Raw genomic sequence first — 14,595 nt, 5'->3', positions numbered from 1 at the left:
CCATAAAAAGAACCATAAAAAACAGCACCCCAGGGTGCTGTTTTTTTTAGGCCTGAACCAGACGCTCCCGCGCCTTCAGCCAACGCACCAGCTCACTGTAGGGTTTAGGGCGACAGATGAGGTAACCCTGCAAGGAGATATCTTTAACCTGCTCCAGGTAGTTGAGATCATGGATATCCTCGACCCCTTCGGCCACCAGATGAATGCCGAGTTTGCCGCTGATCGCCTGCATAGAGCGCAGTATGGTCTGGGAGACGGGATCTTTGTGTATGCCATGCACCAGGCTACGGTCCAATTTCAACTCGCTGATCGGCAGGGTGCATAACTGGGACAGGTTGGTATAGCCTGTGCCGAAATCGTCGATAGCGACGCCGATACTGTTCATCCTTAGTTGGCTGATGGTCGAGTGCTGGCGCTGCTTGTCCAGCACCTGATTTTCGGTGATCTCCACCGTCAGCCGTGAGGGCGACACCAGGTTCTGCTCGCAGTACTGCAACAGCCGGGTATGCCAGCCACTCTGGTTGAGCTGCTTGGGGGTCAGATTGATCGACAGGTGGCATTGTTTGCACGACTCGAACTGGCTGATCAGCGCCCACTCTGGGATGGCATTATTGAGCAGTTTAGTCGTCAGGCTGTTGAGGGCGTTGTTGCACTCGGCGACATCGATAAACTTATCCGGGGTGATCAGCTGCAGGCGGTTGCCCTGCTGCAGGCGACAGAGCACCTCGAATCCCTTTATCTTGCCGCTGGCGATGTCCACCTGCGCCTGATAGTAGGGGATGATCTTATTGGAGTTGATGGCGCGGCGGATCTCGTCGATGCTCATCTGCCCCTTGTGACGCACCCCGCCGACCTGGAAAGACATCAGACGATAGCGCTCGACACAGACCCTGAGCTGCTCGGTAGTGACCGGCTTCATCAGGGCTCCCAGCAGCCTGAGCTTAGAGGCCTCCACCAGCTGTGAAGCCGCCTCGACGATGCGCGACTCCATACCCGACGCGATGATGATGCCTCCCTTAAACTCCATCTTGCTCAGGCGCATCAGAAACTCTATGCCATCCACCTCGGGCATATGCAGGTCCACCACCACTATCTGGTAGTCATCGCTATATTTGCTTAGGGTACGAATGGCGCTACGGGCGTCGCGGCAGAACTCGACCTTGTCCACATCCAGTAGCAAAAAGTGACGACTAAGCACCCGGCAGGCGCTCAGCGAATCATCGACGATCAAGACATTTATCGACATCTCATCCCCTCATCCAAAGCAGGTTGCTGCCTTGCAGTTGGGGCAAATAACGATACACCTAAGCCTCCATGCCTGTGACAACCTCCAAACGTTAACTTAATAAGGTTAGTTCAGCGCTCTTAGGTGTCAAATAGACCCAATAGGTTGAGAGACAAGTGAATCGCGGCAGATAAAAGTGCAGGTTTTAACCGAAAATTTTGCTATACTCCGCGCCCGCCTTTGTGACCCAGAGGCGTTATGGGTTAAGGTACGGCTCGAGTCTGGACTAAACTCAATTTGATATGTCGTTATTTTAAAAAGGTAAACAACAGGATATCCCAATGAGATTTGAATCTTTCAGTTTTGCACCCGAGATTTTGCATGCCATCTCAGAATGTGGGTACCAAAAAATGACGCCCATTCAAAAAGAGGCCATCCCGGCGATTCGCCGTGGACAGGATGTGCTGGCCAGCGCCCAGACGGGGACCGGCAAGACGGCGGCCTTCGCGCTGCCTATCCTGCAGAAGATGTTCGACACCCCAAGCGATACCCAGCGCTCCAACACCCGCGCCCTGATCTTGGCCCCCACCCGCGAACTAGTGGCTCAGGTGGCCGATAACATCAAGCAGTACAGTCGTTACCTGCCCGTCTCGGTACTCACCGTCTATGGCGGCGTCAAGATGGATACCCAGGCCGCCAAGGTCAAGAAAGGTGCCGACATCATAGTCGCCACCCCGGGACGTCTGCTGGAACACCTGCAAGCCTGTAACCTCAACCTCTCTAATGTCGACTTCCTGGTGCTGGATGAGGCCGACCGCATGTTGGACATGGGCTTCATCACCGACATTCAGAAGATCTTGCAGCAGGTGAATCGCGATCGCCAAAACCTGCTGTTTTCGGCGACCTTCTCCAGCGCAGTCAAGCAACTGGCCAACGAGATGCTGGTCAAGCCTAAGCTGATCGCCGTCGACAAGCAGAACACCACTGCGGTGACCGTCAGCCAGGTGGTCTACCCGGTAGAGCAGCGCCGCAAGCGTGAACTCCTCTCCGAACTTATCGGCAAGAAGAACTGGCAACAGGTACTGGTATTTACCGCCACCCGCGAAGCCGCCGACTCACTGGTGAAGGAGCTAAACCTAGATGGTATCCCTTCGGCCGTGGTTCACAGCGAGAAGGCCCAGGGCAATCGTCGCCGCGCGCTGCGCGAATTTAAAGAGGGTAAGGTACGCGCCCTGGTCGCCACCGAGGTCGCCGCCCGTGGTCTGGATATTCCGGAACTGGAATATGTGGTCAACTTCGACCTGCCCTTCCTGGCAGAAGACTATGTGCACCGTATCGGTCGTACCGGCCGCGCCGGACGCAGTGGTGTCGCCATCTCCCTGGTGAGCCGTGAAGAGGAGCGCACCCTGGCCGATATCGAGAAGCTGATCGGCAATAAGATCCGCCGGATCACCATCCCAGGCTACGAGGTGGGCAGTCGTGACCTCCTGATCAAACAGCTGCAGAAGCGCCGCAGCTTCGCCAAGAAGCAGCAGCGCAGCGACAACGTGGGCGCTCAGGTGATCGCCGAGAAGAACATGGGTACCCGCCGGGTGAAGGTGAAAAACTCATCCAACGCGAAAATAAAGAAGCAAAAATAATCGACGTACGGTCACAAAATTATTATCTAATCAAATAAGGCACTTAACAGTGCCTTTTTTGATCGCATCGATTAATTCTCCATCGGGGTGAAAGTTTAACGCCTCCGCCTGGGTCTGTTCGACACATAAAACAATCACGAGAAGGCCAATTGATGACCAAGACGAACAATTCCTCCACCCGCGCGCTGTTGAGCGCCCTACTTTTTACATTATTGAGCCTACTCTTATTTACGGCCAAACCTGTCATGGCCAAGGCCATCGCTGAGAGCCCAACGGCAATCTCACCGCTACTCAACGGCCAAGAGGTGCCATCGATTCAAGTCAAATCACTTAATGGTGACAACATAGATCTACAGCAGCTGATTCAGGGAAAACCCAGCGTGATCTTCTTCTATCGTGGCGGTTGGTGCCCCTTCTGTAACGCGCAGATGGGGCAACTACAAGCCATCGAAGGGGATCTACTCGAGATGGGCTTTCAGCTAATAGGCGTATCGCCGGACGCACCGGAGGAGCTGCGCGCCTCCATGACCAAGAACGACCTCAACTACACCCTGGTCTCAGATGCCAAGCTCAACGCCATGCGCGCCTTCGGCCTGGCCTATTTCACCAGCCAGGCCATATCTGATCGCTACATGGCCAAGATGCAGCTGAAAAACAAGCTGTGGAAGAATGCGGCCGGCGAGTCCCGTCTGGTACTGCCCGTGCCCGCCGTCTACATCACGGATGAGACGGGTCTTATCCATTTTCAATATATAAATCCTAACTACAAGGTGCGCGCCGAGCCTAAACTGATCCTCACCGCGGCCAGCCTCATCAGGCAGTAGCAAACAACCAACTCCAGCCATAAAGCAGGAACTAGGCTCAACAAACCACCGCATTTCAACCAACTGCGGTGGTTTTCTTTATCAGACTGATATTGATGAGGGGTGTGATAGGGTATACTCGGCGCCGCATCCCTTTATTTCTTTTGCGTGGAGACGCAATGACAGAGCAAAGCTACAATCAAGCCCTAGTGGCACTCGCCCAGGCGGGACTCGCCGCCCTGAAGGCACGCAACGACAACCCTGGCAGCATCAAGACGGCTGCGGCAGAAAGCCATTTTCTCTGCAACTGGATGGTACAGTCACTTAAGGAAAGACGCTTCTCCAAGTTGGTGGCAGAAGATCTGACCCGCTGGATAAGAGAGGGACGCAGCAAAGGCGCTGACGCGCAGTTACCCCTGTTGCTAGCGCGCATCGAAAGCCAATACCTGCCCGCGATGGAAAACGCCCAGGTGGGCCAGTCATTACGCGCGCTGATCGCCGAACTTGAAGCCCAAGACTGGCTGGTCATCCTCGACTGTGAGGTGAGCGGCAAGCTCAGGCTCGACAGCGACGGGAAAAACAGCCTGGTGATCTCGGTCGAGCAGTATGAGCAGCACCTGGTGGACGACAAGCTGGTTAAGCCCATCACCCTCTTTATTCGCGCCGACGAGCAGCTCATCGCCCAGCACGCCGTTAAACACGCCCTCCTGCTCAGCCAGGGCGATAAGAAAGCCAGCAGCATCAAGCACCACAAGGCCTATCGCCTCTATCCTGGCAACCGCCAGCCGGCGCTGGCGCTGCTGAAAGCCTAAACACGCCTTAGCTCGTCTTCTGTTACAGGCCGTCTTAATCAAGACAGCCTTGCTTATCGACACTCGTTTCCGGCCATTCTCGTGTTAGCATGTCAGCCAGATTTACTTAAGATCGACAGACACTATGGACAGAGGCTATGACAGCAGACAAGCAAGATTCGGCGACGCCGCACTACGACGCCTTGTGCGCCGCATTTAGACAGATCCACCACTTCGAACACCTAAGAGCCCTGGGCGACTGGGATCAGGCCACCATGATGCCAAGCGGCGGCAGTCAGGGCCGGGGCGAGGCGATGGCCGAACTGGCACTGCACATCCATGGGCTTAAGACGGCGCCTTCCCTGGTCGATGGGCTGGCCGCGGCAGGCGAAGAAACCTTAACGCCCGAGCAGGCGGCTAACCTCAGAGAGATGCGCTATCACACGCTGCAGGCTACCGCCCTGCCCGGCGCGCTGGTACAGCAGAAGACCGCACTCACCTATGCCTGTGAGCATGCCTGGCGTCAGCAACGCAAAGACAATGACTGGCAGGGATTTAGGCCAAACCTGGAGAAGGTGATCGCCCTGGTGCGCGAAGAGGCGCAGATCCTCGGCGAGGTCCAGCAGCTCTCACCTTACGATGCCCTGCTCAATAAGTTTGAGCCAGGCTGTCAAACGGCGGCGCTCGACAAGGTGTTTGGCGAGCTGAGAACCTGGCTGCCCGATATGATACAGCAGGTACAGGCCAGGCAGCAGAGCTGGCAAGCCGTAGCCATCCCCCACAGCAGCGCCCGCGCCCAGCAGGCCCTCAATCTCGACGTGATGCAGCTGCTAGGGTTTGATTTTAACCAGGGACGCCTGGACACCAGCAGCCACCCTTTCTCCGGCGGAGTCCCCGGCGATGTACGCATCACCACCCGCTACGATGAGGCCGACTTTGCCACCTCCCTCTATAGCACCATCCACGAGGTAGGCCATGCCCGCTACGAGCAGGGACTGCCCATCGACTGGCGCGGCCAGCCCGTAGGACTGGCTCGCTCCATGGCAATCCATGAGAGTCAGAGCCTGTTCTTCGAGATGCAGCTGGCCAGAAGCCCGGCGATGATCGCCCTGCTGACAGAGAAGATTAATCACCACCTGGGCAGCCAACTCACTCAGGAGTCCCTGACACACCTGGTGCAGCGGGTCACCCCAGGCCTCATCCGAGTCGATGCCGACGAGGTAACCTACCCTTGTCACATCATGCTGCGCTATGAGGTAGAGAAAGGCCTTATCGACCACAGCCTAGAGGTCGCCGACCTTCCCGAGTTCTGGGACAATCAGATGCAAAGCCTGCTGGGCCTCTCTACCAAGGGAGACTATCGCAACGGCTGCATGCAGGATATTCACTGGCCGGTGGGCGAGCTGGGTTATTTCCCGAGCTACAGCCTGGGCGCCATGTACGCGGCCCAGTTTAAGGCCAGTATGGTAGAGACCCTCGGCGATATCGACAGCCTGATAGCGGGCGGCAATATCGGCCGGCTAATGAACTGGCTGGAGCAGAACATCTGGTCGCAGGGCTCGCGACTGACCACAGATGAGTTGGTCACTAAGGTGACCGGCGAGGTGCTCAATCCAATTCACTTCAGACGCCATCTGGAGCAGCGTTACTTAGCTTAGTAGCCGACTGCAACAAAGACTCTCAACAAAAAAGGCTAGCGCATCGACGCTAGCCTTTTTGTTTATTACGATTGGTATTAGCTCGCGACATCGCCCTCGCGCGGCGTCTTGCCGTTTAGCGGCGAGTGTGCCCCCTGGCTTTCTTCGGCTAACTCGCCAGAACCCAGCATCTCGTTGGTGATCATATTCTGCCCCTTGAGCAGATCGTTGAGTCCACCTTTTTGGGCATCGACCATGCCGAGCTCTCTGAGCATGGCATCGACGATGGGCGCGTTGGCGCGGTAATTCAGCGCCGCCGAAGTTACCTGTTCGGCGATGCCGCCCTGGCTCAATACCGCCTCGCCGTTACCCTGGGCCGCCCCCGAGGTGCCGTAGCCCTGCAGTATCTTGATCCCTTCGATGTTCTCCAGCGGCTTGACCGCCTGGGCCACCACTTCTGGCAAGGCCTTGAGCATGGCCAACGCCTTCTGCAGCTCTATCTGTTCGCTGCTCAGCACGTTTTCCGCCTCGTGCAGCGCCTGCTTACCGGCCGCCTCGACCGCGTATACCTTCTCGTCGGCCTCGGCCTTAAGTTTCTTGGCATCCGCCGCGGCTTTCGCCTCGGTCAGAATCGCACTGGCCTTATCTTCGGCGGCGCGCTTCTCGGCTTCTGCCTCGACCGTCACGCCCACCGCATCACGCTCGGCTTCCTTGCGGGCGTCGATCACCTCAATCTCTTTGCGACGATTAGCCTCGGCCACCTGACGCACGGTAATAACCGCTTCCTCTTTCTCAACCTTAAGCTTCTCGGCCTCGGCGGCCTTGGCGCGCGCGGCTGATTCCTCTTCCGACTTCTCGGCGACCGCGATCTGCTTGTCCTGCTCGGCCACCTCGATATCGCGCTGCTGCTGAATCCGTGACTGTTCGATCGCCTTACGCTTCTCGATCTCTCGGGTCTCGATATCTTTGGTCTTCTCGATCTGCGCCGTCTCTACCGCACGTTCCTTGGCGATCTCCGCCTCTTTCTCTTCGCGGCTCTTCTGTTCCTGCTTCTTGAGGATCTCCGCCTTCTGCTCGGCACGCTTAAACTCCAGTGCCTGTTGCTGCACCAGACGCGCTTCCTCTTCGGCCTTCTCGATCTCCAGCGACTCCTTCTCGGCTTCCAGGTTACGCTGCTCTATCTTGATGCGGTTTTCCTGTTCGATATCGTTGGTCTCTTTACGCTTCTCTTCGATGATCTTCGCCAGGCGAGCACGACCCTCGGCATCGAAGGCATTATTTTCATTAAAGAATTGCAGGTCGGTCTGATCGAAGCCCGTCAGAGAGACAGACTCCAACTCGAGACCGTTCTTCTCCAGATCGTTGGCGACATTGTTCTGCACCCGCTGCACGAAGTCGGCGCGCTGCTCATGCATCTCTGTCATGGTCATCTCGGCCGCTACCGCACGCAGTACATCGACAAACTTAGACTCCATCAGCTTCTTCACCTCTTCGACCCGGGTAGTACGGGTACCTAAGGTCTGCGCGGCCATGGAGATTCCCTCCACACTCGGCGCGACACGCAGATAGAAGTCGGCGCGCACATCCACCCGCATGCGATCTTTGGTGATCAGCGCATCTTTCTGCATCTTCTCCACCTCGATACGCAGGGTGTTCATGTTCACCGCGATCGTCTCATGCAGCACAGGCAACACTATGGCGCCGCCATCTTTGATGATCTTCTCACCGCCAAAACCCGTTCTCACAAAGGCGGTCTCTTTCGAGGCCCGTCGATATAACTTGGCAAATATCAGGCCGATCACCAAGATACCTATTAATACCGCGCCTGCGGCAACAAACACAAAGCTGCCACCCAATGACACGCCTATTCCTTCCACTTCATTCATGTTTCATCCTTAATCTAAGCTTGTTGTAAGCAGGTTTTCCGGCAAACCTTAGGGCTGCCAAAGACTAAATTTCGTTGTTAAATTGCACCACAGACCAGACCTGGCCATTGCGGTTTAACAGCACCACAGAGGTGCCCTGAGAGAAGGCCTCCCCGGCCAGCTCAGGCTCGACCAACACATAGTGCTTCTGCTGATAGGCATCTTTCACCACAGCTTCGCTGGGAAATCCCTTGCGGGCACAGCCCAGGGTCACCACCCCAACCAGGCCGCTGAGGTCATCCACAGAGATCGCCGACGTTTCGTTTTTGGGCAGCAGAAGAGCGAGGCGGGCGCCGAGGAACCGACAGGAGAGCGCGCCAAGCACTATGGCCAGCGGAATGCTTAAGGAAGCCGGCAAGGCAGTATCAATCGATAGCGCCAGATAGTTGATGCTAAAGCCTGCGATGGCAAAGCTGGTCAGGGCCAGCACCAGCCAGATGAGCAAAGGCAGACGGTCAAGGCAGAGCCAGCCGGCGACACCTGTGACACCCGAGACGCCAGTGTCTACATCGGCATCCATCTCCATGGGGGTCAGATCGTCCAGCAGCCCAAACAGGCTGAGGCCAAATACCATAGAGAAGCCCTCGACCAGGCCAAGGAGGATCACTAAGGCCAGCGCCAGGCTGTAGGGTAAGTTATCGGTAAGCAGTAAAAAATCCACAGTCTCTCTCCATGAGAAAATGCCTCTTGCCCCAGGGGGATTTAAGGCCCGCTTAATGTCGCGCACGTATATTGCTATACGCCTGTTCCTATCAAAAAAATGACTCACTGGGCGGCTCAGACAAGATACGACTTGCCAAGGTAGGCGAGCCACCGAGATTAGAGAATAACAGACTGAATAATTGAGTAAATAGCCAATATTCACATTTGTTTTTACTAATCTTAACGCCCAGACTAACACCATTGATAAGGCCCGAAAGCTGTGCGAACATCTAGCCTTTGCCCCATCGACCTTTACCCTCACGACTAGAAACATTAGCGATGCAAATACGAGCAATACAGGCCCAGGACTGGCCGAGCATTTTACACATTCAGGATGAGTGTTATCCCAATATCGAGCCCGAATCCCTCGACGCCCTGCAGAGCAAGGCGCTGCTCTCCCCCGATACCTGCTATGTGGTCACCCACAACGACTCGGTGATCGGCTATTGCCTGGCCCATCCATGGCAGCGCGACCTGCCGCCGAGCCTGGAGCAGGTACTTGACCAGGCACCCTTGCAGGAAACGCTATATCTTCATGACATCGCCTTTTCCGCCAAGGCTCGGGGGCTAGGCGCTGGGGCGGCGGTGTTTAGCCGCCTCATCGAGCGGGCGCAAGACAAGGGGTTAGACAGCATCTCCCTGGTAGCGGTTGGCGGCGCCCACACATATTGGCAACGTCTGGGCTTTAAATCGCGTATAATCGACAAATCCCTGGACAGCTACCCGGAAGATGCCTGCTATATGGTGTATGCCATAGCAGCACACGCCCCCGGCGTCTCACCTCAAGAATAAGAGATTATTATGGCCCGCAGAGTCGGTTATACCTTTAAAAATCAATACAAAGAGATCAACTTCGTCTACGACAAGTTTCATGACATCTATGAAGCCGTGGCCGCAGCCGAAGGGATCGATCTGACCCGCTATCACGCCATGGAGGCTCAGGTCGCCATGACATCCAAGGGCTCCCAGGCGGTGAAAGACTATCGCCACAAGGAGTTCGCCCGCTTCGGCTTTAGCGACATCCACTTTATTCGAGATGAAAGCGCTCAGGATGAAAGCTAAGGCCAAGTTAGCTAGAATAAGCCACCCATATTCGCCTTTTACCAGATGATGTAGGCCCTAAATGTCTAATATTGAACATGCCAATTTTCCCAGAGCCGGCTTCTTTCGCCGCCTGGGCGCGATAGTGTACGACCTGCTGCTGGCCGTCGCCGTCTACATGGTGGCCGGTGCCATCGGATTCGGTGCCTTTACCGCCCTCACCAGCAGTGGCCTACTTGCCATGAATGGCTTCGAGCATGTCTCGGATCTGCTCAACGGCACCCCGCTCTACAAAGGCCTGTATCAGCTGTGGATCACCTTCTGCGTTGGCCTCTTCTATGTGCTATTTTGGAGCTACGGCGGCCAGACACTGGGCATGCGCGCCTGGCGTCTGAAGATCCAGCACCCCAACGGCCAGAGCCTGAGCATGATCACCGCCACGGCCCGCCTGGTATGGTCGCTACTTGGCATAGGCAACCTGTGGATCCTCATCAACGGCGATAAGCTGGCACTACAGGATATGATGACCCGCTCGGAAGTGGTGGTCTGTCAAAAGAAGCCAACCAGATGCGTAACTGGCACGGCGTCTAGTAATACCAATCGTAATAAATAATTGCTCATGCTAGCTCGTTAAAACGCTCGATAGCTGTACTAGGTAGACTAACGACTTATCTAAAGATCCTGCTTGGTTCTCAAGCGTTTTTCCTGCGCTATGTCTGATCAGATACTTACTGTGATGGGTATAAATCGCTAAAACTAAAAAAGGACCCCTAGGGTCCTTTTTTATTGCGCGTATTTATTTGCGCTCATTCATATTGCGCTTATCCATATTGCGCTAGCCGATAATCGGCTACGCCTGGCGCTAACGGCGTATATAGTAGATGGCCACGCTACTGAAGATAAGCGGCGGCATGACCGCCCCCAGCACGGCTGGTAGGCCGTAAACCAAGGTCATGGGGCCAAAGATCTCGTTACAGATATAGAAGCTGAAGCCCGCAACCACGCCCAGCAGCACCCGTGCGCCCATGGTCACGGTACGCAGCGGACCGAACACGAACGAGAGGGCCACCAGCATCATAACCGCCACAGTGATCGGCTGTAAGATCTTGCGCCACAGCGCCAGCTCATAGCGGCCGGAATCCTGGTTGTTCACCTTGAGGTATTCCAGATAATCCACCAAGCCTTGAATGGATAAGGCCTCGGGTTTTACCGACACCACGCTGAGCTTATCCGGCGTCAGGGTCGACTCCCAGCGATACAGGGTCAGATCCGTCAGGCTCACCTGCTCTGGCGTGATCTTGGTCTGACGCACATCCAGCAGACGCCAATGATCCTTGGAATAGACGCCGCGGCGCGCCTCTATGGTCCCCACCAGGTTCAGATGGTCATCGAACTCATAGAGCACGATATTGTGTAGGCTCTTGATATCCTCTATCTCGCCGATATTGACGAACAGATCGCCATCTTTGGCCCAGATACCGCGGCTCGACTTGAACAGGCTACCGCCCGAGAGCTTGACCGCCTGCAGCTCCTTACCGTGACGCTCGGCAACAGGTGCGCCCCACTCACCCAGCGCCATCACCAGGATCATCAGGGGCACCGCCGTCTTCATCGCCGACAGGGTGATCTGAAAGCGGGAAAGGCCCGCCGACTGCATCACCACCAGCTCAGAGTTCGACGCCAACATCCCCATGCCGATCAATGCCCCTAGGAGCACGGCCATGGGGAAAAACATCTCGATATCGCGGGGGATCAGAAACAGCACATAGATGGCGGCATCCACCATGGTATAGGTACCACGGCCGACGAGACGCAGCTGATCCACCCACTTGATGATGCCAGACAGGCCGGTTAGCACCAGCAAACACAGGGCCGAGGTGCTGACCAGGACGCGGGCGATATAGAAATCTAAGATTCTCATGCATTCACCTTCTTACGCTTGATCAAGCCAGAAAGCTTGGCACCTGTGGGACGCTCCTTACTCAGAAGCAACATTCCCAAAAACAGCGCCGAGGCATGGATCCACCACATGCCGAGATAGGCGGGGATCACCTCATCCTCCAGCGCCTTACGCCCGGCGATCATCAGACCGAAATAACCCAGATAGAGCAAGATGGCCGGGAACATCTTGGCAAACTTGCCTTGGCGAACATTGACCCGCGCCATGGGCACGGCGATCAGCGTCATGAAGGGGATCGCCAGCGGGATGGCCAGGCGCCAGTGGAACTCGGCCACCGCCTCGGGTCCCTCGGTGTCGAGCAGCTGGTCGATGGACAGGGCAGACAACTTGCGACGACGCTGATCCACCTCCTGCTCCTTGATCTGCATCTCGTAACCCGCAAACTCGACCACCTGATAGTCGAGTCGATTCGGCTTATTCTGATACTGAATCCCGTCGTTAAGTTCCAGGCGCTGCTCACCGGTATCGTCCTCGATCACCCGGCCCCCTTGGGCCACCACGATATTGGTCTGGCTGGCGCCATCTTCCGGGTCGGGCAACTGCGCCACGAATACCTTGTCCAGTTGATTGTCGCGGCCGATACGCTCCACAAAGAGTACCGCGCGGCCGTTAGGGCTGGTCTGGAAGCGCCCCTGGGTCAGCGCCGCCAATCCGGCTTCCGACTGGGCATTCTCCAGCACTCGATTTTGCGTCTCTTCCGCCCAGGGAGTGACATAAATAGATAAAAAACCGGTAAACAGCATATTGCCAAGGGCGAGCAGCAGGGTCACCCGGGTGACATACCATTCACTCACGCCGACGCTATGGAAAACCACCATCTCGCTTTCGGCGTACATACGACCATGGGCCACCAGAATCCCCAAAAACAGACTCAGGGGGACCACAAGCACGGCAAGATAGGGAAGATTGAGCCCGAGTAGGGTCATCACCAGAGAGGCGGGAAACTCGCCATCGGATGCATCAGCGAGTACACGAACAAAATGTTGGCTAATAAAAATAGCTAACAGTACTAAAAGCACTGCCATCTGCGCTTTTAAAACTTCACGAATCAAGTATCTAAATACAATCACAGGCAGGATCCAGTCCCTAAACTTATATTTATGCTGGTATCAGCCCACTTTTCATGTAGACTGTCTACTTTTGGTAGTTTTGTGACCAGCCTTTAACTAAAAATGGCAGAAAAACACCTGAAAAATTAACATTGGTGTACCAATTTTAGGTCCGTTTTGGACACAAGCAGACATTATCTAATAAATAATAATATTTGTCTTTAAGAATCTAGGAGAGCTCATGGAGTTTAGCGTTAAGAGCGGCAGCCCGGAAAAACAACGTTCGGCCTGTATTGTCGTTGGTGTCTATGAACCTAGACGCCTCTCTGGTATTGCTGAGCAACTGGATAAAATCAGTGAAGGCTACATTAGCAACTTACTTCGCCGCGGCGACTTAGAGGGTAAGCCAGGTCAGATGCTACTTTTGCATCATGTACCCAACGTGTTGAGTGAACGCGTCCTTCTTGTAGGTTGTGGCAAAGAACGAGAACTAGACGAACGCCAGTACAAGCAGATCATCACTAAGACCATCAACACCTTAAACGACACAGGTTCTATGGAGGCCGTTTGCTTCCTGACCGAGCTGCACGTTAAGGGTCGTGACACCTATTGGAAAGTACGCGAAGCCGTTGAATCGACTCAGAACAGCCTATACAGCTTCGACGCACTCAAGACCCGCAAGGGCGAAACCCGTCGTCCGCTGCGCAAGCTGGTATTCAATGTACCGACTCGCCGCGAACTCACTGTAGGCGAGCGCGCCATCGAGCACGGCATGGCCGTATCGACAGGTACCCAGCTGTGTCGCGACGTGGCCAACATGCCACCTAACATCTGTAACCCGGCTTACCTGGCCTCTCAGGCACGTCAAATTGCCGAGAACCATGAAAACCTCACCGTCACTACCGTTGGCGAAGAGCAGATGGCCAAGCTGGGCATGAACTCATACCTGGCCGTCGGCCGCGGCAGCCATAACGAGTCGGTCATGACCGTCATGGAATACAAGGGCGCGGTAGACAGCACAGAGAAGCCTATCGTACTTGTGGGTAAGGGCCTGACCTTCGACTCAGGCGGTATCTCGCTCAAGCCAGGCGAAGCCATGGATGAGATGAAATATGACATGGGCGGCGCCGCAGGCGTGATCGGTACCATGCTGGCCCTGTGCGAGCTGAAGCTGCCGATCAACGTGGTAGGTGTATTGGCGGGCTGTGAAAACATGCCGTCGAGCAACGCCTATCGTCCAGGGGATATCCTGACTACCATGTCGGGCCAGACGGTAGAAGTGCTCAACACCGACGCCGAAGGCCGCCTGGTACTGTGTGACGTGCTGACCTATGTAGAGCGTTTCGACCCTGAGCTGGTCGTCGACACGGCAACCCTTACCGGTGCCTGTGTGATCGCCCTGGGTAAACACGCCTCAGGCCTCTTCTCTTCCCACAATCCGCTGGCTCACGAGCTACTCAACGCCGGCGAGCAGAGTGGCGACCGCGCATGGCGCATGCCGCTATGGGATGAGTATCAGGAGCATCTGGAGAGCCCGTTTGCGGACATGACCAACCTGGGCGGTCGTCCTGCCGGTGCCATTACCGCAGCCTGCTTCCTGTCGCGCTTTACCAAGAAGTACAACTGGGCGCACCTGGATGTGGCCGGTACCGCATGGAACAGTGGCGCCAACAAGGGCTCGACCGGTCGCCCCGTGCCGCTGCTCACGCAGTTCCTGATCAACCGCGCTGGCGTTGAACAGGGCGAGTAATACCCCATCACCTAGCCTAAGGCTGTGATTAAACGAAAAAGGTGAAGCTAAGCTTCACCTTTTTTATGCGCC

The 14,595-nt window shown here is 55.7% G+C and carries 12 protein-coding genes and 1 pseudogene; 8 read left to right on the top strand and 5 right to left on the bottom strand.

From position 1 onward, the window contains the following. Nucleotides 1-46 precede the first annotated feature (46 nt). A complete protein-coding gene (locus tag DB48_RS10685) occupies nt 47-1,246 on the bottom strand; it encodes an EAL domain-containing response regulator (protein ID WP_041510271.1) in 1,200 nt (399 codons plus the stop codon). A gap of 320 nt (nt 1,247-1,566) precedes the next feature. Here DB48_RS10685 and DB48_RS10680 point away from each other — a divergent pair, with 320 nt between their 5' ends. The 4 genes from DB48_RS10680 (at nt 1,567) to DB48_RS10665 (ending at nt 6,117) form a co-directional block, all read left to right on the top strand. Continuing rightward, nucleotides 1,567-2,865, top strand: a complete 1,299-nt coding sequence (locus DB48_RS10680) for a DEAD/DEAH box helicase (RefSeq protein ID WP_041510270.1) — start codon at nt 1,567-1,569, stop codon at nt 2,863-2,865. Between the two features lie 152 nt (nt 2,866-3,017). Further along, nucleotides 3,018-3,689 (top strand): peroxiredoxin-like family protein, encoded by a 672-nt coding sequence (locus tag DB48_RS10675; protein WP_152619142.1) that lies wholly within the window; start codon nt 3,018-3,020, stop codon nt 3,687-3,689. 158 nt (nt 3,690-3,847) lie between these two features. Beyond that, complete coding sequence (locus tag DB48_RS10670) at nt 3,848-4,480, top strand: DUF2913 family protein (RefSeq protein WP_041510269.1); 633 nt, start codon at nt 3,848-3,850, stop codon at nt 4,478-4,480. A 137-nt stretch (nt 4,481-4,617) separates the two neighbouring features. Then, a complete protein-coding gene (locus DB48_RS10665; RefSeq protein WP_041510268.1) occupies nt 4,618-6,117 on the top strand; it encodes a carboxypeptidase M32 in 1,500 nt (499 codons plus the stop codon). 77 nt (nt 6,118-6,194) lie between these two features. Here DB48_RS10665 and DB48_RS10660 read toward each other — a convergent pair whose 3' ends face one another. Continuing rightward, a complete protein-coding gene (locus tag DB48_RS10660) occupies nt 6,195-7,982 on the bottom strand; it encodes a flotillin family protein (RefSeq protein ID WP_041510267.1) in 1,788 nt (595 codons plus the stop codon). Nucleotides 7,983-8,046: 64 nt separating this feature from the next. Next, a complete protein-coding gene (locus tag DB48_RS10655; RefSeq protein ID WP_041510266.1) occupies nt 8,047-8,682 on the bottom strand; it encodes a YqiJ family protein in 636 nt (211 codons plus the stop codon). A gap of 320 nt (nt 8,683-9,002) precedes the next feature. Between DB48_RS10655 and DB48_RS10650 the strand changes: the two genes are divergently transcribed. The 3 genes and pseudogenes from DB48_RS10650 (at nt 9,003) to DB48_RS10640 (ending at nt 10,355) form a co-directional block, all read left to right on the top strand. Continuing rightward, a complete protein-coding gene (locus DB48_RS10650) occupies nt 9,003-9,515 on the top strand; it encodes a GNAT family N-acetyltransferase (RefSeq protein ID WP_041510265.1) in 513 nt (170 codons plus the stop codon). A gap of 9 nt (nt 9,516-9,524) precedes the next feature. Next, nucleotides 9,525-9,785, top strand: coding sequence for a DUF2960 domain-containing protein (locus tag DB48_RS10645; protein ID WP_041510264.1), 261 nt, complete (start codon nt 9,525-9,527; stop codon nt 9,783-9,785). A 61-nt stretch (nt 9,786-9,846) separates the two neighbouring features. Next, nucleotides 9,847-10,355, top strand: a pseudogene (locus tag DB48_RS10640) (RDD family protein). Nucleotides 10,356-10,626: 271 nt separating this feature from the next. On the opposite strand, the gene lptG reads toward DB48_RS10640, so the two are convergent. Both lptG and lptF read right to left on the bottom strand, forming a co-directional pair. Further along, on the bottom strand, nt 10,627-11,685 hold the full coding sequence (gene lptG / locus DB48_RS10635) for an LPS export ABC transporter permease LptG (protein WP_041510263.1): 1,059 nt from the start codon (nt 11,683-11,685) through the stop codon (nt 10,627-10,629). Next, nucleotides 11,682-12,794 carry an LPS export ABC transporter permease LptF gene (gene lptF / locus DB48_RS10630; protein WP_041510262.1) on the bottom strand — a complete coding sequence of 371 codons (1,113 nt, stop codon included), beginning with the start codon at nt 12,792-12,794 and terminating at the stop codon, nt 11,682-11,684. Before lptF ends, lptG begins: the two co-directional genes overlap by 4 nt. 220 nt (nt 12,795-13,014) lie before the next feature. Here lptF and pepA point away from each other — a divergent pair, with 220 nt between their 5' ends. Next, a complete protein-coding gene (gene pepA, locus DB48_RS10625; RefSeq protein ID WP_041510261.1) occupies nt 13,015-14,523 on the top strand; it encodes a leucyl aminopeptidase in 1,509 nt (502 codons plus the stop codon). Nucleotides 14,524-14,595 lie beyond the last annotated feature (72 nt).

The organism is Shewanella sp. cp20 (assembly GCF_000832025.1).
In the GTDB taxonomy this organism is placed as follows: Bacteria; Pseudomonadota; Gammaproteobacteria; order Enterobacterales; family Shewanellaceae; genus Shewanella.
This window is presented reverse-complemented; position numbering and strand designations above follow the sequence as displayed.

Coding starts and splice junctions, on each gene's coding strand:
- DB48_RS10685 (WP_041510271.1), bottom strand. CDS start 1,246: ATGTCGATAAATGTCTTGATCGTCGATGATTCGCTGAGCGCCTGCCGG.
- DB48_RS10680 (WP_041510270.1), top strand. CDS start 1,567: ATGAGATTTGAATCTTTCAGTTTTGCACCCGAGATTTTGCATGCCATC.
- DB48_RS10675 (WP_152619142.1), top strand. CDS start 3,018: ATGACCAAGACGAACAATTCCTCCACCCGCGCGCTGTTGAGCGCCCTA.
- DB48_RS10670 (WP_041510269.1), top strand. CDS start 3,848: ATGACAGAGCAAAGCTACAATCAAGCCCTAGTGGCACTCGCCCAGGCG.
- DB48_RS10665 (WP_041510268.1), top strand. CDS start 4,618: ATGACAGCAGACAAGCAAGATTCGGCGACGCCGCACTACGACGCCTTG.
- DB48_RS10660 (WP_041510267.1), bottom strand. CDS start 7,982: ATGAATGAAGTGGAAGGAATAGGCGTGTCATTGGGTGGCAGCTTTGTG.
- DB48_RS10650 (WP_041510265.1), top strand. CDS start 9,003: ATGCAAATACGAGCAATACAGGCCCAGGACTGGCCGAGCATTTTACAC.
- DB48_RS10645 (WP_041510264.1), top strand. CDS start 9,525: ATGGCCCGCAGAGTCGGTTATACCTTTAAAAATCAATACAAAGAGATC.
- lptG (WP_041510263.1), bottom strand. CDS start 11,685: ATGAGAATCTTAGATTTCTATATCGCCCGCGTCCTGGTCAGCACCTCG.
- pepA (WP_041510261.1), top strand. CDS start 13,015: ATGGAGTTTAGCGTTAAGAGCGGCAGCCCGGAAAAACAACGTTCGGCC.